This is a genomic window from Methylobacterium indicum (assembly GCF_017347565.1).
GTDB lineage: Bacteria > Pseudomonadota > Alphaproteobacteria > Rhizobiales > Beijerinckiaceae > Methylobacterium > Methylobacterium indicum.
This window is the reverse complement of the sequence record NZ_AP024145.1, coordinates 795,766-818,105: the sequence shown is the minus strand read 5'-3', so window position 1 is coordinate 818,105 and position 22,340 is coordinate 795,766. Positions and strand designations below refer to the sequence as shown.

Genomic DNA, 22,340 nt, shown 5'->3' with positions numbered 1-22,340 from the left:
GATGCAGCGCGAGGCGACGCTCGGCCGGAGCGTGTCGGTGCGCGGGCCCGGGATGCATACCGGCCGCGTCGCCCGCGTGACGATCGCGCCCGCCCCGGCCGGTCACGGCATCCGCTTCGCGGTACCGGGCGCCGGACCCGCGGTGCCCGCCACCACCGTGCCCTGGATCGCCAGCCGCATGTGCACGGCATTGGCCCTCGCCGACGGGCGCAAGCTGCGCACGATCGAGCACCTGATGGCGGCGCTCTCGGCCTCCGTCATCGACAACGCGGCGATCACCGTCGAGGGCACCGAGATCCCGATCCTCGACGGCTCGGCGTCGCGCTGGTGCGGGCTGATCGATTCGGCCGGTCGGGTGGTGCAGGAGCGGCCGCGCGAGGTCCTGCGGATCCGGGCTCCCTTCCAGGTCGACGGGATGCACGGCTTCCTGCGGGCCGAGCCGGCCGAGGCGTTCGCCGTCGACGTCAGCACCGACCGGCTGCCGGGCTTCGGCGTGCTGCGCTGGGCCGGCCCGATCGATCCGGCCTCGTTCCGCACTGAGATCGCCCGGAGCCGCAGCTTCGGCAACGCCTCGCTGATCTGGCGCACGCTGCTCAAGACCCGGCTCGCCCGCACGCTGCTACCGGCCGGAACCCGGGACCGGCTCTGGGCCCGCTCCTTCGACGCCCAGACGGTGCGTGGCGACGGGCCCGAACCGACCCTGGCGCAGCCGGAGCACAGCCGCCCGATCGGCCCGGACACCGACGCGCGGATGCACCCGCGCGACCGCGAGCCGCTGTTGCGGGGGGCCCGCCCCGGGCGGGTGGCGATCCTGCTCGGCGGCCGGGTCCTGGGCGGCGCGCGCTTCCCCGACGAACCGGTGCGGCACAAGATCCTCGACCTCGTCGGCGATCTCGCGCTGGCCGGCCGGCCGATCCTCGGGCGCATCGTGGCGAACTGCCCGACCCACGCCCTGACCTTCGCATTCCTGACCGAGCTGATGCGCCACCCCGAATGCTGGGAGGTCGTCACCCTCGCCGAGGCAGGCCCCGGCAACGCCGCCACAACTTGATTTGGCCGCAAAGCGGAGCGATCGAAGCCCGCCGACGGTCGCGCTCGCGGACGGCCGGGGAGATCCGGGACCTCCGCCTTGCCCGCAAGCTTGGGCGTCAGTACGGTCCGGCCTCTCCTCATGCCGCCCCGTGGCCGCGATCGCCCCCGTCCGGTCGGAAGACCCCGAAGCTTGCGTACGCTCTCACTCGTCCTCGCCTGCCTCGCCGCCCTCGCCGGGCTGGTCCTCGCCGCGCCGGAGGCCCGCGCGGTCGAGGCCGTGCGCGTCACCCTCGACTCGCAGGCCATCGACCTCACCCCGGCGATCGAGCGCTACCGCTCGGACGGCGACCTGATCCAGATCTCGACCGCGCCCGGCAAGGACGGCATCGTGCGCCGCATCGCCGTGAAGGCGCGCGAGACCGGCGCCCGCCCGGACTGGATGGTCTTTGCGCTCACCAACGACACCGACGAGCAGATCGACCGCCTGCTGGTGGCCCCGCATTTCCGCCTCGTCGGCTCCGGCGTGGTCTGGCCCGATCTCGGCGGCTCGCGCATCGCCGCCATCACGGCGAGCCAGGGCATCCGGCCCGAGCGCGACGAGAGCCCGGACGCCGACCAGTTCGTCATCACGCTCGATCCCGGCACCACCGTCACCTTCGTGGCCGAGCTGCGCACGCCCAACGTGCCGCAGGTCTACCTCTGGGATCAGGACGCCTACCGCAAGAAGGCGACCGGGCTGACCCTCTACAAGGGCATCATCATCGGCATCGCCGGGCTCCTGGCCCTGTTCCTGACCATCGTGTTCGTGGTCAAGGGCGCGATCATCTTCCCGGCGGCGGCCGCGCTCGCCTGGGCGGTGCTGGCCTATGCCTGCATCGATTTCGGGTTCTTCCAGAGAATCTTCCCGGTCACGGAAGCCGCCGAGCGGATCTATCGCGCCTCCGCGGAGGCCGTGCTCGGCGCGACCCTGCTGGTGTTCCTGTTCGCCTATCTCAACCTCGCCCGCTGGCACGTCCGCTACAGCCACGTCGCGCTGATCTGGCTCCTGTTCCTCGCCGGCCTCGTCGGCCTCGCGGTGATCGATCCGCCGGTGGCGGCGGGCGTGGCGCGGATCTCGGTGGCGACGGTCGCGGGCGTCGGCCTGCTCCTCATCGTCTATCTCGCCATCCACAACGGTTACGACCGGGCGATCCTGCTGATCCCGACCTGGCTGCTGCTGCTGGCCTGGGTGGTGGCGGCGGGCTTCGCCATCACCGGCCAGCTCCACAACGACCTCGTGCAGCCGGCGCTGATCGGCGGCCTCGTCCTGATCGTGATGCTGATCGGCTTCACGGTGCTCCAGCACGCCTTCGCGGGCGGCGGGATCGGCAACAGCCTCGTCTCCGACACCGAGCGCCGCGCGCTGGCGCTCACGGGGGCCGGCGACGTGGTGTTCGACTGGGACGTGCCGGGGGACCGGGTCTTCGCCGGCCCGGAGATCGAGGGACAGCTCGGCCTCAAGCGCGGGGCGCTGGAGGGTCCGCAGGCGAACTGGCTCTCCCTCCTCCACCCCTTCGACGTCGAGCGTTACTCGGCGGCCCTCGACACCGTGATCGAGGAGCGCCGCGGCCGGATCTCCCAGGATTTCCGCCTGCGCTCCGCCGCCGGGCCGTATTACTGGTTCCGCCTCAAGGCGCGGCCGGTGATCGGCACCGACGGCGAGGTGGTGCGCATCGTCGGCACCATCGCGGACGTGACCGAGTCGAAGATCGCCGAGGAGCGCCTGCTCCACGACGCGGTGCACGACAACCTGACCGGCCTGCCCAACCGCGAATTGTTCAACGACCGGCTCGACGCCGCGATCGCCCTGGCGAGCCAGGACCCGCGCCTGAAACCCACCCTGTTCGTGGTCGATATCGACCGGTTCAAGCAGGTCAACGACGCGATCGGCCTCTCGGCGGGCGATTCGATCCTGCTGACCCTGTCGCGCCGCCTCAACCGGCTCCTGCGGCCGCAGGACACGCTTGCCCGCATCGCCGGCGACGAGTTCGCCGTGATCCTGCTCTCCGAGCGCGACCCCGACCGGATCATCGCGTTCGCCGACAGCATCCGCCGGGCGATCACCACGCCGATCACCTATGCCGACCGCGAGATCTTCCTGACCCCGTCGATCGGCGTCGCCCTGCACGAGGCGGGCGCGGTGGTGAAGCGGGACGACGTGGTGAAGAACGCCGAGCTCGCCATGATCAACGGCAAGCGCCAGGGCGGCGACCGGATCGAGGTCTATCGCCCGACCATGCGCTCCGACCGCGGCGAGCGGATGATGCTGGAGAGCGACCTGCGCCGGGCGCTGGAGCGCAACGAGATCAAGGTGCTCTTCCAGCCGATCGTGCGCCTGGAGGACCGTACCGTCGCGGGCTTCGAGACCGTCTTGCGCTGGGACCACCCGCGGCTCGGCCGCGTCGCCCCCCAGGTCTTCCTGCCGATCGCGGAAGAATCCGGCCTCATCGTCAATCTCGGCGTCTTCGCGCTCGAGCGCACCGCCGCCGAACTCGCCGCCTGGCAGCAGGCCCTGGTGGTCGAGCCGCCGATCTTCGCCTCCGTCAACCTGTCCTCGCGCCAGCTGCTGCGCCACGACCTCCTGCACGACGTGAAGACCGTGCTCGCCCGCACCGGCGTCGTCCCCGGCTCGCTCAAGCTCGAGCTGACCGAGGCCCTGGTGATGGAGAACCCGGAATATGCCGCGCAGATGCTCGCCCGCATCCACGAGCTCGGCGCGGGGCTCTGCCTCGACGATTTCGGCACCGGCTACTCGGCGCTGACCTACATGCAGCGCTTCCCGTTCGACACGATCAAGATCGACCAGTCCTTCGTCCGCCAGATGGCGAACGGCCGCTCCGGCATCCTGCGCTCGATCGTCCGCATGGCCCAGGAACTCGGCCTCGAGATCGTGGCGGAGGGCGCCGAATCGGAGGCCGACGCGCTCGCGCTCGCCGAGATCGGCTGCGACTACGCCCAAGGCTTCGCCTTCGGCGAGCCGATGTCGGTGCTGCAGGCGCGGCAGTTGGTGGGGGCGGCGCCGGAGGCGGCGTGAGGGGGCCGCCTTCTGCGATCGCAGGAAGGTCGGCCGGGCCGTTTCGGCCGCGGAGTCGGTGTTATTCCGCGTGGATCACGGATGTTCGGCGGCAACCGCGCAACACCTTGATCGCTGTTCCAGACCTGAAATCCGGTCTGCCCGCCTGGCGAACCGCCGTCCAAGGGCGAACTCACCAGTCATTATGGCAGGGGGCGATCGCCTTGCGGAAATTCGCATAGATTAAGTGTATCGTACCAAGTGAGTCTTTAGCAGAGCGGGCGGACGCATCGGTCGCCCAGCGCGCATCAAGGCGAGCTATGCGCGGCCGCTTCTGTCCGCATATGTATACCCTACCGGATTTTGAGCATCGTTCGGTCAGCTTTCGACCCCGAGCGGTCATGCGTCACAATCTCCACCCCTTCAGTCCCTCCTCGGCCAGATCAGGCGCACAAGAAAAAACGCCCAGGCATTGCAGAGACTCGTCAGGACGTAGCCGAGGCCCCCTACGAGCAGGGCGATTGCAGCGTCCACGAGGTAGCAGTCCAGGGCATTGCCGTGAGGTCCCTTCAGGCGCAGTGCCATGAAGGCTGATAATGCATAGATTGGCGCTGACAGAAACGGAACTCGACGTTGCCGCCGTGCGATCTCAGCACAGCTGAAGACGCCTTTGTCAATCAATTTGTCTTCCTTGCGGAAGAAGGACATGAAATGCGGCTTTCAACCAGAGCGGACTGCAGCGCGGCGCGGCGCTCCGAGGTTCGTTCGGTGTTCCGGCCGTCCACAGGGGCATACCCGGACAGATGCGGGGAGTCGATTCGGGCAGCTTTCGACCCAAAGCGGTCCCGCAGCATCAAGCGCTACTCGCTTCGGCACTGCCGTTCATGCGCGATGCCAACGTAGAGAGATCCCGACCATCTACGACCACGCCTGTTCACTGGACGGAAGATCAGACCATGCGTCGCGGGTTCAGCGCCGGTCGACTTCAGGAAGCCAGGCCAGCAAGGCATCGATAAAAACCCGCACCTTCGCCGAGAGGCTATGGCGGCTGGGGTAGATGGCGTGAATGTCGATCAAATCGCCTCCGTGCCTAGGCCAGAGGCGAACGAGCCTGCCGTCCGCGACCGGGGCGGCCGCGAGAAAGTCGGGCAGGCGGGCGATGCCGCCGCCTCCCAAAACCACCGGCAGCAGCGCCGCGGAGTCCGAGACGACCACCGCAGGCAGGAACTCCACGCGCTCCACACCGTCGCCGGCCGGCCCGGGCCCCCACGTGGTCGCACGATCGGAATAGGCAATCAGCGTATGATCTCCGAGGTCGGCGACGCTGGCGGGCGTGCCCCTGGCGGCCAGGTAGGCGGGGCTGGCGCAGGTCCAGGTTTCCGAAATCATGAGGCGGCGCGCGATCAGGTCACTGTCGGGCAGCGCGCCGACCCGGATCACGAGGTCGACGGGCTCCACGGGCATGTCGATGAAGCGGTTCTCGACGTCGAGCACAACCCGCACCTCCGGGTTGGCGGCCAGGAACGCGGGCAGCATAGGCGATACGAGCGCCACCGCGACGGTGAACGGCAGGCTGACCCGCAACGTGCCCCGGGCCACACCCGCGAGGCCGTCGAGCGCGGCCGCAGCCTCGTCCACGTCGACGGCGATGCGCAACGCGTGCGGGTACAGCGCCACGCCCGCATCGGTGAGGCGCAGGTGCCGGGTCGAGCGATCGACCAGCGTGGCTCCCACATCGCGCTCCAGCCGGGCGAGCGAGCGACTGATGCTGGATTTCGGCACGGACAACGCGCGCGCCGCAGCCGACACGCTCAGCAGGTCGGCGATACGGGCGAAAGCGCGCAGGTCATCCAGCTGCATCGTCGTTCCAGTTCGGCAACAGCCTGTCGCGGTGCGCCCATCTGACGATGGAAGTGAGGGCCAGCCATAACACCCCGACCATTCGCAGGGGACGGGTCATGAACGAGGACGCGGGGGCGCCGCCCTCACCCCCGGCTCTGCGGGTCGACGAGGATTGTGCCATGACCGATGCCATCACGCCGTTCCCGATCCGAATTGAGGATGCAACCCTCGCGGACCTTGCCCAACGGCTCGATCGAGTCCGCTGGCCCGATGCGGGTACCGTCACGGACGGGAGCCAGGGTCCGCCACTCGGCGCTGTGCGTACGCTCGTCGACCGTTGGCGCAGCGGCTACGACTGGCGCACCGCTGAGGCGCTGCTCAACGGCTGGGGCAGCAGCCTCACCACCGTCGACGGACTTGGCATCCACTTCCTCCACGTGCGCTCGCCAGAACCCAACGCGATGCCGCTGGTCCTGGCGCACGGTTGGCCGGGGTCGGTCCTAGAATTCAGAGACGTCATTGGGCCCCTGTCGGATCCCGTAGCCCATGGCGGTGACCCGCGACACGCTTTCCACCTCGTGATCCCGTCGATGCCGGGCTTCGGCTTCTCTGACCAGCCGAACGCTCCGGGCTGGGGCGTCGCGCGCGTCGCACGGGCCTGGGGCGAACTGATGCAGCGGCTCGGCTACGGGGAGGGCTGGATGGCGCAGGGCGGCGACTGGGGCGCGGCCGTCGTAACGGCTCTCGCGCACATGCGCCCCCCGGGACTCGCAGGCATCCACCTCAACATGGTCATGTTCCGCCCCACCGACGAGGAAATCGCGGAGGCGACGGCGGCAGAGCGGGCGATGCTCGCCGATGCAGGACGCTACTGGAGCGAGCATTCCGGCTATATGCAGCTGCAGAATACGCGGCCGCAGTCGATCGCTTTCGCGCTGGCGGACTCGCCGGTAGGCCTCGCTGCCTGGATCTATGCGCTGTTTCGCGACGTGACCGACAGCGGTGGTGCGCCCGAACAAGCAATCCCGCTCGACCACATAATCGATGACATCATGCTTTATTGGCTTCCCAATGCCGGTGCGAGTGCTGCCAGGTTCTATTGGGAGAACGCTCAAGGCCGAGCGGAAGGAATGTTTAGCGCGCCGATCCCGATACCAGCTGGCATCAGCATGTTTCCCGGCGAAGCGGTGCGCCTGTCACGGCGTTGGGCCGAGCGGCGATTTGCAGACCTGCGCTTTTTCAACGAACCGACCAGGGGTGGCCACTTCGCTGCGATGGAAAACCCGGCTGCGTTCATCGACGACGTACGAGAAACCTTCGGCCTCATCCAGTAAGCGCGCCTCCCCGAACAGGCGGATCCGGCGCCGTAGATAACTCTGCTGGTTCCGGATCCGGTAAGATGGCCCGCCTCTTCTCGGGTGAGGATCGTAGCGCCGGCGATAGAGGGTCCGCTTCCCACCCCTTGCGGATCACAGGCGCGGTGCTCCGAGGCGCGTTCGTTATTCCGGCCATCCAGAGCGGCATACCGCAGCGGTTCGCACTGCGGCACGCTGAGGCGGCGTCTGTTAGGCTGTTGGACGGCCCACCGTGCGTACGACACCCGAACGGACAACGTGGCACTGTCGCCTCGTCGGGAGTTCCATTGAGCCCCGCCCTAATTGACCAAATCAGACACGAAGTCTTTCTATATCGAATGGATCGAGTCTTAAAATGCAATAATATAAGACGATCAGTCATCAACAGCGTCAGAACAGATCAACCGACGCGCATCAATCCGCCGAACCGCCCCCGCGCCGCGTCAAACCCGCTCGCCCCCCACCATCTCCCCACACAACATCCCCAACGCCTCGACCAGCCGCTCCGGGTTCAGCGGCTTTCTCAGCATCGGGAGGTCCGGCCACAAGAGCCGCATCGCGCGGGGCAGGACGCCGCCGGTGCAGATCAGGACCGGGATGCCCTTGGCGATCAGGCCCTCGGCGGTTGGGGTGGCCTCGCCGTCGGCGAGGTTGAGGTCGAGGATCGCGAGGTCGATCGCCTCGAGGTCGATCAGCGCCAGGGCTTCGCGGTTGGTCCGGGCCGGGCCGACGGCGTGGGCGTTCGCGCCGGTGACGATCTCGGTCAGTTCCAGGGCGACCAGCGCCTCGTCCTCGACGATCAGCACCCGTCGTCCGTCCAGCATCGCGATCTCCGTCGGTTCGGGGCGGGCGAATCGGTGCCCGGCCCCGGCATCCGCGGCGAGAGTGTGTCGCCGGCCGGGCCCGGTCAATCACGCGGATGCGGCACCCGGGATTAAAGGCTCCTTAACCATGTTGCCGGCATGGTTTGCCGGGCCGTGATCGGCGGCGGCGCGCCCATCGGGGCGCGACCCGGGCGGCTTGGACGAGGCGCGGAGTGTCGGCGATGGGCGAGGCGGCGTTGAACATCGCGGGCCAGGAGCGGGGCGGCCCGGATTTCGATCTGGTGCGGCGCCTGCTCCTCCCGCCGGGCTGGCTCGGCCCCCGGCCCTACCGCCTGCCCGAGCCCGACGAGGCGCCCGAGGAGGATCTCGACGAGCTCGTCGCCCAGCTCGAGGCCGAGAACAAGGTGATGAAGGCGGTGATCCGCTCCGAGCGCGAGGCGGCCGCCGAGCTGCGGGCGCAGGTCGCGGCGCTCACCACCCAGCAGGCGCAGGACGACACCATCCAGGACGACCTGCGGGCCGACCGCGACCGCTGGGCCTCGCTGGTCGAGCGCCTGCTGTTCGCCTCCCGTTGAGGCGCCCCCCGCATCGACCCGAGATCACGGGTCCCCGCAGTCGCACGGAGACGGCCATGAGCCCCCGCTGCTCGCTCGTCGTCAACGGCAAGCCCGTTCGTGTGGCGACCGGCGACACGCCCCTCGATGCCGCGCTGCCCCGGAACGTGGCGGCCGGCCGCGACGGGGTGATCCAGGATGCCCAGCTGCAAGGCGCGCAGATCCAGGATTCCCTGCCGCGCCTGCGCAACACCAGCCGCGCCCGGCCCCGCCTCGGCGACGGCGCCGCCACCCGGCCGGGCCCCGCCCCCTCCCCGCTCGCGGTGTTGCGGACGGTGAAGCGGGCCGGCACGCTGCTCTCCGTCGCCCCGCTCTCCGGCGCGGTGATCGAGGTGGTGGTCACGGTCTCGCGCAACCTCGACGTGGCACCCGGCCAGGCGGTCGAGGTCGCCTTCGCGGGAATGCCGGCGCGGCCCTACTGCCCGACCCAGCGCATCGACGGCAACACCGAGCTCAACGAGCTCGTCTTCCACCTGCGCCGCGACGTCGGCACGCTGGGTCCCGCCCTCGGCGAGGCGGTGCGGCCCGGCCACGTCGTGCGCATCAAGGGACCGGCCGGCGGTACGCCGTACCGTCCCGGCCCCGGCCGCCTGATCCTGGTTTCGGCCGAGACCGGCTTCGCGCCGATCTGGGCGATCGCCCGCGCGGCGCGCCACCGCGAGACCGCCCGCGAGATGGTGGTGGTGGCGGGCGCCGCCGACGCCGACGACCTCTACATGCGCCCCGGCCTCGACTGGCTGCGCGCCACCGGCGTGCCGCAGATCACGCTGGCCGCGAGCCGCGACCGCCGCGGCCAGGCCGACGTGCGCCACGGACCCGTGACCGCCCACCTGCCGACCCTGCGCGGCAGCGACACGGTCCACGTCGCCGGCCCGCCGGACATCGTGCGGGCGGTCGAGCGGCTCTGCGACAGCGTCGGTGCGACCTGCGCCGCCCTCCCGTTCCTGCCCTCCCGCAGCCGGGCCCGCAGCCTGGTCACGCCGGGGGATACGGGGGCGCAATTCGGGCTCTGACCGCCCGTCAGCGCAGGTCGGAGACCGGCACCGGATAGGCGTGCGGCCGCCCGGCCAGCATCGCGTCGATCAGCGCCAGCACCTCGGCCCGCCCGACATTCGCCGCCTGCTCGAACGGCGTCCAGGTCTGGTGGAAGTCGAGCGCCGCGAAGACCTCGCGGTAGCGGGTGAGTTCCGCATGGGTCAGCGGTACGCCGCGCACGAAGGCCTTGTGGGCCGAGATGGTCAGGGCCTCGCGCGGGTTGTCCGGATTCAGCTCGAACTTCAGCGCATCGCCGCAGAACACGATGCCGCGGGTTGCGTCGTGCAGAACGGCGTGGCCGTCGAAATGGCCGGCGGTGCGGTGAAGGGTCAGGCCCGGCAGCGGCTCCAGCACGTCGTCGTACGGCCAGGAGACCTGGAGCGCGGCGCTCCAGGTGAAGTCGGCGGCGGGCAGGCACAGTTCGGGGTCGAAGCGGTCCTGGAGCTGGGGCAGCGCGCCGTAGCTGTGCGGGTGCGACGCCGACAGCAGTGTCATGCCGCCGAGCGCGTCGATGTGGTCGAGCGCCGCCTCGCTGAAGACCGGGCAGCCCTCGAAGCCCATGTTGCCCTGGGGCGTGACGATCAGGTAGGCGCTCGGCCCGATGCCGGTGACCGGCTCGTTCCAGAACTTCCACACCCCCGCCTCGACCTCCTCCCAATGGCACGGGAAGGAAGCCTGCGCTTCGTCCACGCCGCGGAAGCGCCAGCCGTCCTGGGGTACGACGTGGCGGGCATCGAGGCAGAGCGGGCAGCTCGGCGGCGCCGCGAAATGGCGCTGCCAGAAGCCGCAATTGTCGCAGACGAAGCTGGGCAGCTTGAGGGCGCCCGCGAAGGGCAGGTAACCGGGCACGCGAGACCTATCGGGGCGAGGCGGGGGGATGCGGCCGGAGATAGGGCGCGCCCGGCCGGGCGTCGACGCGGAGCGTTCCGTCAGAACACCCGCGGCAGGAGCCGGCGACGACGGCGCCCGAGGCGGCGCGCCGCTCCGGCGCCGAGGGCGAGCGCCGCCACGCCCCCGACGGCGAGCGCCGCGAGGCCGGCGACGAGGACGTCGCGCTGGCGGTCGGTGACGAACTCGCTGCGGGTCGGCGTGGTCTTGTCGGCGAATTTTCCGTCGATCGCGGCGGGTCCGGGAGCGGGTTCGAACAAGTTGCCGGCCTTGTCGGGCGAGGGCGCGCCGATCTGCGCGTCCCAGCCGCGGGCCATGAACCGGTCGGAGAGGGCCGGCGAGACCACCTGCATCAGGCCCATCTGCACGGTCGAGCGGCCGACATAGATGTCGCGGCGGCGGTGGTTGGCCGCGAACAGGATCGCGTCGGCGCAGAGCCGCGGATCGAAGACCGGGGCCGGGATGTCCTGCTCGGCGCCCGTGCGGGTGCGGGCCCAGCCGAATTGCGGCGTGTTCACCGCCGGCAGGTAGACGACCGTCAGGTCGATCGCGACGCCCTCGTGCAGGAACTCGGAGCGCAGGCCGTCGGTGAAGCCGGTCACGGCGTGCTTGGCGGCGCAGTAGGGCACCTGCAGGGGCATCGCGCGAAGCCCCAAGCCCGAACTGACCTGCACGATGGTGCCGCGGTTGCGCCCCCGCATGTGCCGGAGCGCGGCGAGCGTGCCCCAGACCTGGCTCAGATAGGTGGTCTCGGTGACGCGCCGCCATTCCTCGGGCGCGATCTCGGGTGCGGGCGCGACGATCGACGACATCGCGTTGTTGACCCAGGTGTCGATCGGCCCGAGCTCGGCCTCGAACCGGTCGGCGGCGGCATTCACCGCCTCCGCGTCGGCGACGTCGGCGGAGATCGCCAGCACCGCACCGCCGTGCCGGCGCAAGGCCGCTTCCGCATCGCGCAGGCGGCCCTCGTCGCGGGCGACGATCCCGACCGACCAGCCGTCCCTGGCAAACGCATGGGCGGTCGCCAGACCGATCCCCGCCGTGCCGCCCGTCACCACCGCCACCCGTGCCACGCCTACCTCCCGATCTCTCGAATCAGGCCGGCAATGCGGGAGCCGGGCGGGCGGTTCGGGGGCGGCGATGCCGCACCCGAACCGACGACGCCCCCGGACGGTGGCGTCCGGGGGCGTCGGTTCGCGTCACGCGATGAGGCCGGTCACCGCGCCGGCTCGGGCTCGCCGGGGTGCTCGTCGACGCCGCGCCAGCGGTTGATCCGGATCATGACGTTGCGGATCACCACGTAGAAGACCGGTGTCAGGAACAGGCCGAAGATCGTGGCGCCCAGCATGCCGAACAGCACCGCCGTGCCGAGCGCCTGGCGCATCTCGGCGCCCGGGCCGGTGGCGAAGGCGAGCGGCACCACGCCGAGGATGAACGCGAAGGCGGTCATCAGGATCGGCCGCAGGCGAAGCCGGCAGGCCTCGACGGCCGCCGCGACCGGCCCTCGGCGCTCGCTCTCCTCGATCTGGTGGGCGAACTCGACGATCAGGATCGCGTTCTTGGCCGCCAGGCCGATGAGCACGATGAGGCCGATCTGGGTCAGGATGTTGTTGTCCTGGGCCCGGAACTGCACGCCGGCCAAGGCCGCCAGCACGCCGGTGGGCACCACCAGCAGGATCGAGAGCGGCAGCGCCCAGGATTCGTACTGCGCGGCGAGCACCAGGAAGACCAGCAGCACGCCGAGCGCGAAGACGTAGATCGCCGTGTTGCCGACCGCCTTTTCCTGGAACGCGATCTCGGTCCACTCGAAGCTCATGCCGTCGGGCAGGGTCTGGCGGGCGAGCTTTTCCATCGCGTCGAGGGACTGGCCCGAGGAGACGCCGGGCTTCGAATCGCCCTGAACGGGAATCGAGTAGTACAGGTTGTAGCGCTGGACGATCTGGGGGCCGGCGATGTCGCGGATGCTGGCGAGCGTGCCCATCGGCACCAGCGCACCGGTGGAGGAGCGCACCTTGAGCCGCTCGATGTCCTCCTTCTCCATCCGGTACTTGGCGTCGGCCTGGGCGCGGACCTGGTAGATGCGCCCGAAGGTGTTGAAGTCGTTGACGTAGGCACCGCCGAGGTTGACCTGGAGGGTCGAGAAGACGTTGGCGAGCGGCACGTTCAGCATCCGCGCCACCGTGCGGTCGATGTCGAGGTAGATCTGCGGCGTGTCGTTGCCGAAGGTGGTGAAGACGCGGGTCAGCGCCGGGTCGCGGTTGGCCGCCCCGATCAGGTCGCCCGAGACCTGGAGCAGGCGGGCGATGTCCGAGCCCTCGCGGCTCTGCACCTGCATCTTGAAGCCGCCCGCATTGCCCAGACCCCGCACCGGCGGCGGCGGGATCGCGATGATGCGGGCCTCCTGCATCGGCGCGGTCTTGGCGAGCACGGCCTGCAGGATCTTGCCCGCCGTGAGGCCCTTCTCCAGGCGCTCCTTGAAGGGTTTGAGCGGCAGGAACATCACCGCGCCGTTGGTGGTGTTGGTGAAGGTCGCGCCGTCGAAGCCCGCGATGACGACGGTGTTGCCGACGCCGTCGATGTCGAGGGAGCGGCGCGAGACCTCCTGCACCACCGCGGTGGTGCGCTCGAGCGACGAGCCGGGCGGCAGCTGCACCACCACCAGCAGGTAGCCCTGGTCCTGGAGCGGGATGAAGCCCGTCGGCGTGGTGCGCACGAGATGCAGCACGCCGTAGATCACGCCCGCGTAGAGCAGCAGCATGGCAAGGAGCGGCACGAGGCGTCCGGTGAGGAAGCGGATCGTCGCCGCGTAGCCGTTCGCCGTCGCGTCGAAGGCGCGGTTGAAGGTGTTGGCCGCCCAGGACCCGAACCGGGCCAGGAAGAAGCGCGGCCGATGGTGCTCGGAATGGGGCTTCAGCAGCAGCTTGCAGAGCGCCGGCGACAGCGTCAGCGAGTTGAACATCGAGATGATGGTCGAGGCCGCGATGGTGAGCGCGAACTGCCGGTAGAACTGGCCCGAGATGCCCGGGATGAAGGCGGTCGGGATGAACACCGCCGACAGAACGAGCGCGATGGCGACGACCGCGCCGCCGACCTCGTCCATGGTCTTGTGGGCCGCCTCGCCGGGGGAGAGCCCCTCGGCCATGTTGCGCTCGACGTTCTCCACCACCACGATCGCGTCGTCGACGACGATGCCGATGGCGAGCACGAGGCCGAACAGCGTCAGGTTGTTGAGCGAGAAGCCGAGCAGCGCCATCACCGCGAAGGTGCCGATCAGCGAGACGGGGATCGCGATGATCGGGATGATCGCGGTGCGCCAGCTCTGAAGGAAGATCAGGATCACCACGACGACGAGGACCACCGCCTCGCCGAGCGTCTTGTAGACCTCGTGCACCGATTCCGCGATGAACTCGGTCGGGTTGTAGGCGATCTTGAATTCGAGGCCGGGCGGGAAGTCCTTGGCCAGCGTCTTCATCAGCGCCTGGACCTGCTCGGCCGCCTCGAGCGCGTTGGTGCCCGGGCGCTGGAACACGCCGATGCCGATGGCGGGCTGGCCGTTGAGGAACGACTTCGTCGTGTAGTCCTTCTGGCCGAGCTCGACCCGGGCGACGTCGGAGATCCGCACCAGGCGCCCGTCGGACGCCTTGACGATCACCTTGCGGAACTCGCTCGGGTCCTGGAAGCGGCCTTGCGTCTGCACCGTGAGCTGGAACGCCTGGCTCGCGGGCGCGGGCGGCGCGCCGAGCGCGCCCGACGCCACCTGGACGTTCTGCTCCTGCAGCGCGTTGATCACGTCGGTGGTCGAGAGCTGGTAGGAGGCGAGCTTGTTCGGGTCGAGCCAGAGCCTGAGCGCGTATTCCGAGCCGCCGAACACCGTGATGTCGCCCACACCGTTGAGGCGCAGCAAGGGATCGCGCAGGCGCAGATAGATGTAGTTGGCGAGGTAGTTCTGGTCGAAGGTGCCGTCGGGCGAGAGCACGTGCACGACCATCATCAGGTCGGGCGAGGATTTGCGGACCGTGACGCCGAGGTTGCGCACGTCGCCGGGCAGGCGCGGCTGGGCGACCGAGAGCCGGTTCTGGACCAGCACGTTGGCGATGTCGAGGTTGGTGCCGAGCGCGAAGGTGACGGTCAGCTGCATGTTGCCGTCGTTGGTCGACAGCGACGACATGTACAGCATGTTGTCGACGCCGTTGATCTCCTGCTCGATCGGCGTCGCGATGGTGGCCGCCACGGTCTCGGCGTTGGCGCCCGGATAGGAGGCGCGCACGACGACCGTCGGCGGTACGATCTCGGGATATTGCGAGACCGGCAGCGAGATGTACGAGACGTAGCCGATGATCAGGATGACGATCGAGGTCACCGAGGCGAAGATCGGCCGGTCGACGAAGAAATGGGCAAAACGCATCGGTGGGCCTCTCGCGCCCTTCGGCTGGTCGGGCGTGGCGCCCCCGCGACGGCGGGGGCCGTGGCATCCTGACGGGCGCGCCGCCCGGTGGGGCGGCGCGTCCCGGCTTACTCGCGGACCGGCGGCAATTCCTTGACCTCGGGCGTGACCTTGGCGCCCGGGCGCACCCGGGTGAGGCCGACGATCACGATGGTCTCGTCCCCTTTGAGCCCGTCGCGCACCACCCGGTAGCCGTCGATCTTCGGGCCGGGGCGGATGTTGCGGGGCTGGACGACGTTGTCGGGCCCGACCACGTAGACGAGGCGCTTGTCCTGGTTGGCGCCGATCGCCTCGTCGGGGATCAGGATGCCGCGATAGGGCTTCGAGGCCGGCATGCTGACGATGCCGAACAGGCCCGGCTTGATGAAGCGGTCCGGGTTCTCGACGGTGGCGCGCAGCAGCACCGTGCCGGTCGCCTCGTCGACCCGGTTGTCAACGAAGTTGAGCACGCCCTTGCGGGTGGGCTTGGCCTCGCCGGTCAGCGCCACCAGGATCGGCACCGTGTGCTCGTTCTGGGTCGCCCCCATGCCGATCTTGAGCGTGCCCTGGTAGGCCAGGAACGACCGCTCGTCGACGGTGAACGAGAAGTAGATCGGGTCGAGCGAGACGATCGTCGTCAGCAACGTCTGGTCGGTGATGACGATGTTGCCCTCGGTGACGTTCCGCTGCGAGATCCGCCCGTCGATCGGGGAGCGCACCTCGGTGAAGTCGTAGTTGAGCTGGGCCTGGCGAAGCGCCGCGGTGGCGTTGTCCACGTCGGCCTGGGCGGTCTGGGAGTTCTGCCGGCGCTGGTCGGTGACCTGCTCGGAGATGTTGCCCGACCGGCTCAGCGTCTGGGCGCGCTCGAGATCGGTCTGGCTGAAGTTCAGCCGCGCCTTGGCCGAATCGAGGGCCGCGGTCGCCTGGTCGAGGGCCGCCTTGTAGGGCCGGCGATCGATGGTGAAGAGCAAATCGCCCTTCTTCACCACGGCGCCGTCCTGGAAGTGGATCTTTTGCAGGTAACCGGTGACCCGGGCCCGCACCTCGACGTACTCGATGGCGTTGAAGCGGCCGGTGAAGTCGTCGTGCTCGACCACCTCCTTGACCACGGGCTTGGCCACCGTGACCGCGGGGGGCGGACCGCCCGGAGCCTGGGCTCGCGCCGGCACCCCGGCCAGCAGCAGCAGCGCCGGGATCACCGCCGCCAGCCTCAGCCTGCGCATACTCGTTCTCCCGTTCATCTCGTGCATGCGGCCCCGTCGGACGCACGAAAGATGGGCCGGAGCGCATCCGCGTCGAGGGGCTTGGCCGTCACGGGAACCGCGCCTCGTCCGGCGCGGCCCTCCCGGGGCCGTGAAAGTCTCGATCGCCCTGGCGGGCGGCTCCGCCCGCGAGGGCGGGATGGATCACCTATTCGACGGTCTCGCCGGCATTGGCCCAGTCCTTGAACCCGCCGACATAGTGCTCCGAGAGCGCGATGCCCTGGCTCTGGAGGTACTGCAGCGCCCGCGCCGAGCGGACCCCGGCGGCGCAGGACAGGACCGGCCGGCGGCCGTCCGCGGCGATCAGGGCCTGCAGGCGCTCGACGTCGAAATCCGAGAGCGGGAACGACACGGAGCCCGGGATGTGGCCGGAGGCGAACTCGTTGGGTTCGCGCACGTCGATCAGCAGGACGGAGTTGTCCGCCAGGCCGTTCTTCACCGCTTCCCGATTTAGATCGACGATCGCCATGGTCTCACCCGAACGCCGGCCCACCGCCGACCCACGATCTTAGCCGCCCCGTCCGGCTCTTGTCACCGCAACGCGACGGAACGCTGACGAATGCGATAAATCATCATCGCTCAGGGTTGCAAGGGCAACCATCCACGCGCCGGGGCGCGCCTTGTGCGCTGCCGCACAAGGTGGATTCGGCGCGGCCGTGCCGCATGTGTAGGAACGCGGGCAACCGCGTCACCCTCGCCGAGCCGCACCAGGACCGCATGCGCCCGCATCCCGTCGCCTTCGACCTCACCCGCCTCGTCACCCGTCTGCGCCATGCGAGCCCGACCGGCATCGATCGGGTCGACCTCGCCTATGCCCGCCATCTGCTGGGGCAGGCCGGACCGCGCTTCGGGGTGGTCTCGACGCCGGTCGGCCCAAAACTCCTCGATCGCCGGCAGATGACCGACCTCGTCGAGGGGGCGGTCGCGGCCTGGACCGAGGACGTCACGGCCGGGGACGATCCGGTCTACCGCGACCTCGCCGCCCGGCTCGGCCTGCCGGCACCCGCGGCCGGCACCGGCGCGGCGGCCCCCGAGGGGGCGGCGCAGCGGCGCAAGCGTCAGTGGCGGGCCCGGCTGACCGCGTGGCGGGCGCCCGGGCCCGAGGCCTTGCCGCTGAACGCGCTCTACCTCCACACCTCGCATCTGCGGCTCGACAAGCCCGGGCGGTTCGACTGGCTCTACGACCGGCCGGACGTGCGGCCGGTCTTCTTCGTCCACGACCTGATCCCGATCGAGTATCCCGAATACGGCCGCGACGGCGAGGCCGGCCGCCACCGGGTGCGGATGGAGACGATGGCCCGCCACGCCCAGGCGATCGTGGCGAACTCGGACGACGTGGGACGGCGCTTCTCAGGCCACGTCGCGGGGCTCGGGCTCCGGTCGCCGCCGGTCACCGTCGGTCCGCTCGGGATCGAGGCCGCGTTCCAGGCCGCCCCCTCGCCGCCCCCGGCACGGCCGTTCTTCCTCGTCTGCGGCACGATCGAGCCGAGGAAGAACCTGATCACGCTGCTGTCGGCCTGGCGCGAGCTCGCCGCGCGTCACGGGCCGGCGACGTCGCGCCTCGTCGTCGTCGGGCGCCGGGGCTGGGAGAGCGAGAACGTCATCGACCTGCTGGAGCGCTGCCCGGCGGTACGCGCCCACGTCACCGAGGCCTCCGGCCTCTCGACCGCCGGACTGGTGCGTCTGATGGGGCACGCCACGGCGCTCCTGATGCCTTCCTTCGCCGAGGGCTACGGCCTGCCGGTGCTGGAAGCCGCCGCCAGCGGCCTGCCGGTCGTGGCCTCCGACATCCCGGTCCACCGCGAGATCGCGGCGGACTTCGCCGAGTTCCTGCACCCGCTCGACGGCCTGGGCTGGATGCGGACCGTGGAGGATCTGGCGGCGCCGGGCTCCCCCTTGCGGGCCACGATGGCGGGACGCCTCGCGGGCTATCGATCCCCGACCTGGGCCGACCACTTCGCCCGGGTCGATCCGGTGCTGGCGGCGCTGGCGGGGTGACGGTCCGCGCCGGTTTTGCACCGGGGCTGCCGCAAGGCTAAGGTCGGGCCGAGCTTTTTCCTAAGGCCGTCCCCCACCCTCCGGGTGCTGATCCTGGCGCGGCTCCCCTCTCCCGTGTGGGAGAGGGGCCGGGGGTGAGGGTGACACGCTTCCGGGTGAGGCGTCGAGCGCGGTGCCGGCAGCTCGACGGTTCAGGGTCATTGCGGAAGCCTGTCACCCTCACCCCTCCCCCTCTCCCACACGGGAGAGGGGATCCCGCGCCCGTCCCCGCACCGGGCGGAGAGGCGGCGGCCGTGCGAACGGACGCCCCATGACCGACACCCCCTACCCCCGCGACCTCGTCGGCTACGGCCGCACCCCGCCCCAGGCGCGATGGCCGAACGGCGCCCGCATCGCGGTGCAGTTCGTCATCAACTACGAGGAGGGCGGCGAGAACTGCCTGCTCCACGGCGACCGCGCCTCGGAGGCCTTCCTGTCGGAGATCGTCGGCGCCCAGGCCTGGCCGGGCCAGCGCCACATGAGCATGGAATCGATCTACGAGTACGGCTCGCGGGTCGGGTTCTGGCGCCTCCACGCGCTCTTCACCGCGCGCGACCTGCCGGTGACGGTCTACGGCGTCGCCACGGCGCTCCAGCGCAACCCGGACGCGGTGGCGGCGATGCGCGAGGCCGGCTGGGAGATCGCCTGCCACGGCCTGAAGTGGATCGACTACCGCGACTTCTCCTACGAGGAGGAGAAAGCCCACATGAACGAGGCGATCCGCATCCACACCGAGGTGACGGGCGAGCGCCCGCTCGGCTGGTACACGGGCCGCACCTCGGAAAATACGCTGCGGCTGGTGATGGAGGAAGGCGGCTTCCTCTACTCGGCGGATTCCTACGCCGACGACCTGCCCTACTGGGTCGAGGGACCGCGGGCGCCGCAGCTGGTGGTGCCCTATACGCTGGACGCCAACGACATGCGGTTCGCCACCCCGCAGGGCTTCAACGCCGGCGACCAGTTCTTCGCCTACCTGCGCGATTCCTTCGACGTGCTCTATGCGGAGGGCGCCGAGACGCCCCGGATGCTCTCGATCGGCCTGCATTGCCGCCTCGTCGGCCGGCCGGGGCGGATCGCGGCGCTCGCCCGTTTCCTCGACCACGTGGCGGCGCATGACGACGTGTGGGTGACCCGCCGCATCGACATCGCCCGGCACTGGACCAAGACCCATCCGCCCGCAGGCCTGACCCCGAGCCGGATGGGCCGCGCCCTGTTCGTCGAGAGCTTCGGCGACGTGTTCGAGCACTCGCCCTGGGTGGCGGATGGCGCCCACGCCGCCGGACTCTCCGGGATGCAGGACTCGGCCGACGGCCTCCACGCCGCCATGGTCGCGGTGATGCGGGCGGCCGAGCCCGAGCGGCAGCTCGCCCTGATCCACGCCCATCCCGATCTCGCCGGCCGGGTGGCGGCGGCCGACCTCGCGCCGGAATCGCGCGCCGAGCAGGCCTCGGCCGGCCTCGACGCCCTCGACGCCGAGGGCCGCGCCCGCTTCCTCGACCTCAACCAGCGCTACCGCACCCGCCACGGCTTCCCGTTCATCATGGCGGTGCGGGGCAGGAGCCCGGACGAGATTCTGGCCCAGCTCGAGGAGCGCCTCGACAATCCGCCCGAGGACGAGCGGGCCCGGGCGCTGCAGGAGATCGAGACCATCGCACTGCTGCGCCTGCGCCAGCGGCTGCCCTCGCTGCCGGACGTCTTCTCGGCCACGGCCTGACGGACCCGTCGCCCGGGACGGTCGTCGTGTCCGGATTCTGGGTTCCGCGGCGCGGTCCCGGAACGATCCAGGGGTTTTTTTTAAGTCCATCGGTCGGGACGAGGCGGCTCGACGGGTTCGACCGACATCCCCCGGTTCCTCACGCCGCCGCCCGCGCCTCCTCCACCAATTCGTCCGCCGGCCCGAAGACCTCGTAGCGGATGCGCTCCGCCGGTACGCCGAGGCGGGCGAGCCCATGGACGAGGCTCGCCAGGAAGGCTCTGGGGCCGCAGAGATAGTAGGTCGCCTCCGCCGCCGGGGTGTGGGCGACGAGCCAGTCCGGGGTGATGCGGCCCACCGCGTCGTGGTCCGTCCCGAGCCGGTCGCCGGCCCCCGGCGACTCGTAGACTACGTGCAGGCGGATCGCCGGGCAGCCGGCGGCGAGGGACCGGGCCCGCCCGGCCATGGCATGGACCCGACCGTTCAGCGCGCCGTGGACATACCAGGTCGGCCGCTCCGGCGTCTCGGCCCGGATCGTCTCGAGCATGCTCATCATCGGAGTGAGGCCGACGCCGCCGCTCACCAGCACGACGGGCGCGCGCGATTCGCGGTCGAGCACGAAATCGCCGGCGGGGGCGGCAACCTGGAGCCTCGTGCCCGGATCGGCGGCCTCGTGCAGCCAGGACGAGACCCGGCCGGCGGGCAGGCCGGCATGATGGTGATCGTCGGCAGCCTCGCGCTTCACGGTGATGCGGTAGGACCGGTCGTTCGGCGCGCAGGAGACCGAGTAGTTGCGCACGAGCACGCCCTCCCCCGGCAGGGCGAGCCTCACCGAGAGATATTGGCCGGGAACGTGGCGCAAAACTGGCCCGCCATCCGCCGGCACCAGCACGAAGGAGCGGATCGTCTCGCTCTCGACCGTCACGCTCTCGACGCGGAAGTCGCGCCAGCCGGTCCAGCCGCCGGGCCGGGCCGCGTGATCGTGGTAGATCGCCGCCTCGCGATCGATCAGGATGTCGGCCAGGACCCAGTAGGCCTCGCCCCAGGCGGCGCAGATCTCCGGCGTCGCGGCCTCGCCCAGCACGTCCCGGATCGCCCCGAGCAGGGCCTCGGCGACGGATGCGTAATGGGCCGGCAGGATCGCCAGGGTGACGTGCTTTTGGGCGATGCGCTCGACCGCGCCGGCGAGCGCGCCGAGATTGTCGATGTTGCGCGCATAGGCGAGCACCGCATTGGCCAGGGCCTTGGGTTGGGAGCCGGTCTCGCCGTGATGCGACTGGTTGAACAGGTCGCGGATCGCCGGATCCGTGAACAGCCGCTCGTACATCCGGCGGGTGATGGCGAGGCCGTGGACCTCCAGGGCGGGCACGGTGGCCTTGACGAGGGCGATGGTGGCGGGGCTCAGCGGGGACGGCATGAGGATGCTCGACGGTCCAGTGGCTAAAAGATGCATTCGATATGCACCTTTTAGCGCGGACCCTTGAAGGTGTATAGGATTTACAGGTTATGAGGCGGGCGAGGCTCCCATGCGCCTGACGCGCTACACCGACTACGCGTTGCGCACGCTGCTCTATCTCGGGGCGCAGGATCTCGGGACCGGCGCGCCACGGCAGGCCTCGATCGGCGAGATCGCCCGCGCCTACGGCATCTCGGAGAACCACCTGACCAAGGTGGTGCACCAGCTCGGCCGGCTCGGCCTGGTCCGCACCACCCGCGGCCGGGGCGGCGGCCTGCGTCTCGCCCTGCCGCCGGGCGAGATCGTGATCGGCGCGGTGGTGCGCCAGACGGAAGAGGACCTCGCCCTCGTCGAGTGCTTCGGGAGCGGCGCCTGCGCCATCACGCCGGCCTGCCGCCTGCGCCACGTCCTCGGCGAGGCGCTCGACGCCTTCCTGGCCGTGCTCGACCGCTACACGCTGGCCGACCTGCTGGCGGATGGCTCGGCCCCCGACCTGATGCGGCTCCTCGGCCTGCCGGAGGGAGGCGGGCGGGAGGGAGGCGGGCCAGAGCCGGCCGGACACCGGATCGGCCTGTCCGCGGGCGACGCCTGAGCGCAGCCGGCGCCCCCGTCACGCAGGGGATCCGGGCAGAACGCATGGAGCCCATCAATCGATCGTAACATAAATTCGCCACGACCTGGCGTAACCGAATGTTTCCGCTTCGCACGACCGACTGCCGTCTAAGAAATTTTTCTTATTATTCCCTCATCGTCGAAACGGGCAGCGCCACGCATCCAGGATTAACGCAGCGTTATTGGATTTGACAGTACCCGTCCACCAGTGACGT

The 22,340-nt window shown here is 70.1% G+C and carries 17 protein-coding genes; 8 read left to right on the top strand and 9 right to left on the bottom strand.

Annotated features, from left to right (window positions below; translation table 11 throughout):
* The first annotated feature begins 1 nt into the window (after position 1).
* Positions 2 to 1,051 (top strand): UDP-3-O-acyl-N-acetylglucosamine deacetylase, encoded by a 1,050-nt coding sequence (locus tag miv_RS03730; protein WP_207181502.1) that lies wholly within the window; start codon positions 2 to 4, stop codon positions 1,049 to 1,051.
* Positions 1,052 to 1,222: 171 nt separating this feature from the next.
* Positions 1,223 to 4,105 carry an EAL domain-containing protein gene (locus miv_RS03725; RefSeq protein ID WP_048426770.1) on the top strand — a complete coding sequence of 961 codons (2,883 nt, stop codon included), beginning with the start codon at positions 1,223 to 1,225 and terminating at the stop codon, positions 4,103 to 4,105.
* Positions 4,106 to 4,507: 402 nt separating this feature from the next.
* On the opposite strand, the gene miv_RS03720 is transcribed toward miv_RS03725, so the two are convergent.
* Positions 4,508 to 4,792: a hypothetical protein gene (locus tag miv_RS03720; protein ID WP_207181500.1), complete on the bottom strand. Its 285-nt coding sequence runs from the start codon at positions 4,790 to 4,792 to the stop codon at positions 4,508 to 4,510.
* A gap of 261 nt (positions 4,793 to 5,053) precedes the next feature.
* Positions 5,054 to 5,944, bottom strand: a complete 891-nt coding sequence (locus miv_RS03715; protein WP_207181498.1) for a LysR family transcriptional regulator — start codon at positions 5,942 to 5,944, stop codon at positions 5,054 to 5,056.
* A 161-nt stretch (positions 5,945 to 6,105) separates the two neighbouring features.
* Between miv_RS03715 and miv_RS03710 the strand changes: the two genes are divergently transcribed.
* Positions 6,106 to 7,260, top strand: a complete 1,155-nt coding sequence (locus miv_RS03710; RefSeq protein WP_207181496.1) for an epoxide hydrolase family protein — start codon at positions 6,106 to 6,108, stop codon at positions 7,258 to 7,260.
* Positions 7,261 to 7,724: 464 nt separating this feature from the next.
* Here the strand turns inward: miv_RS03710 and miv_RS03705 are convergent, their stop codons facing one another.
* Positions 7,725 to 8,105, bottom strand: coding sequence for a response regulator (locus miv_RS03705; RefSeq protein WP_048461218.1), 381 nt, complete (start codon positions 8,103 to 8,105; stop codon positions 7,725 to 7,727).
* 221 nt (positions 8,106 to 8,326) lie between these two features.
* Here miv_RS03705 and miv_RS03700 point away from each other — a divergent pair, with 221 nt between their 5' ends.
* Both miv_RS03700 and miv_RS03695 read left to right on the top strand, forming a co-directional pair.
* A complete protein-coding gene (locus miv_RS03700; protein WP_058618071.1) occupies positions 8,327 to 8,680 on the top strand; it encodes a hypothetical protein in 354 nt (117 codons plus the stop codon).
* Between the two features lie 56 nt (positions 8,681 to 8,736).
* Positions 8,737 to 9,732 carry a ferredoxin reductase domain-containing protein gene (locus tag miv_RS03695; protein ID WP_207181494.1) on the top strand — a complete coding sequence of 332 codons (996 nt, stop codon included), beginning with the start codon at positions 8,737 to 8,739 and terminating at the stop codon, positions 9,730 to 9,732.
* Between the two features lie 7 nt (positions 9,733 to 9,739).
* Here the strand turns inward: miv_RS03695 and miv_RS03690 are convergent, their stop codons facing one another.
* The 5 genes from miv_RS03690 to miv_RS03670 all read right to left on the bottom strand — a co-directional run bounded on the left by miv_RS03690 (position 9,740) and on the right by miv_RS03670 (position 16,796).
* Positions 9,740 to 10,603, bottom strand: a complete 864-nt coding sequence (locus miv_RS03690; protein WP_207181492.1) for an MBL fold metallo-hydrolase — start codon at positions 10,601 to 10,603, stop codon at positions 9,740 to 9,742.
* A gap of 80 nt (positions 10,604 to 10,683) precedes the next feature.
* On the bottom strand, positions 10,684 to 11,715 hold the full coding sequence (locus tag miv_RS03685) for an SDR family oxidoreductase (protein WP_207181489.1): 1,032 nt from the start codon (positions 11,713 to 11,715) through the stop codon (positions 10,684 to 10,686).
* A gap of 143 nt (positions 11,716 to 11,858) precedes the next feature.
* Positions 11,859 to 15,047 (bottom strand): efflux RND transporter permease subunit, encoded by a 3,189-nt coding sequence (locus tag miv_RS03680; protein ID WP_048429713.1) that lies wholly within the window; start codon positions 15,045 to 15,047, stop codon positions 11,859 to 11,861.
* Between the two features lie 107 nt (positions 15,048 to 15,154).
* Entirely contained in the window at positions 15,155 to 16,288 is a 1,134-nt protein-coding gene (locus miv_RS03675; protein ID WP_048429712.1) for an efflux RND transporter periplasmic adaptor subunit, read from the bottom strand.
* A 187-nt stretch (positions 16,289 to 16,475) separates the two neighbouring features.
* Complete coding sequence (locus miv_RS03670) at positions 16,476 to 16,796, bottom strand: rhodanese-like domain-containing protein (RefSeq protein WP_207181487.1); 321 nt, start codon at positions 16,794 to 16,796, stop codon at positions 16,476 to 16,478.
* A gap of 248 nt (positions 16,797 to 17,044) precedes the next feature.
* On the opposite strand from miv_RS03670, the gene miv_RS03665 reads away from it, so the two are divergent.
* Together miv_RS03665 and puuE are read left to right on the top strand one after the other, a co-directional pair.
* Positions 17,045 to 18,325 (top strand): glycosyltransferase family 4 protein, encoded by a 1,281-nt coding sequence (locus tag miv_RS03665; RefSeq protein ID WP_207181485.1) that lies wholly within the window; start codon positions 17,045 to 17,047, stop codon positions 18,323 to 18,325.
* A gap of 310 nt (positions 18,326 to 18,635) precedes the next feature.
* On the top strand, positions 18,636 to 20,078 hold the full coding sequence (gene puuE, locus miv_RS03660) for an allantoinase PuuE (RefSeq protein ID WP_207181483.1): 1,443 nt from the start codon (positions 18,636 to 18,638) through the stop codon (positions 20,076 to 20,078).
* A 139-nt stretch (positions 20,079 to 20,217) separates the two neighbouring features.
* Here the strand turns inward: puuE and hmpA are convergent, their stop codons facing one another.
* Entirely contained in the window at positions 20,218 to 21,474 is a 1,257-nt protein-coding gene (gene hmpA, locus miv_RS03655; RefSeq protein ID WP_207181481.1) for an NO-inducible flavohemoprotein, read from the bottom strand.
* A 109-nt stretch (positions 21,475 to 21,583) separates the two neighbouring features.
* Between hmpA and miv_RS03650 the strand changes: the two genes are divergently transcribed.
* Complete coding sequence (locus miv_RS03650; protein WP_207181480.1) at positions 21,584 to 22,105, top strand: Rrf2 family transcriptional regulator; 522 nt, start codon at positions 21,584 to 21,586, stop codon at positions 22,103 to 22,105.
* Positions 22,106 to 22,340: the final 235 nt, after the last annotated feature.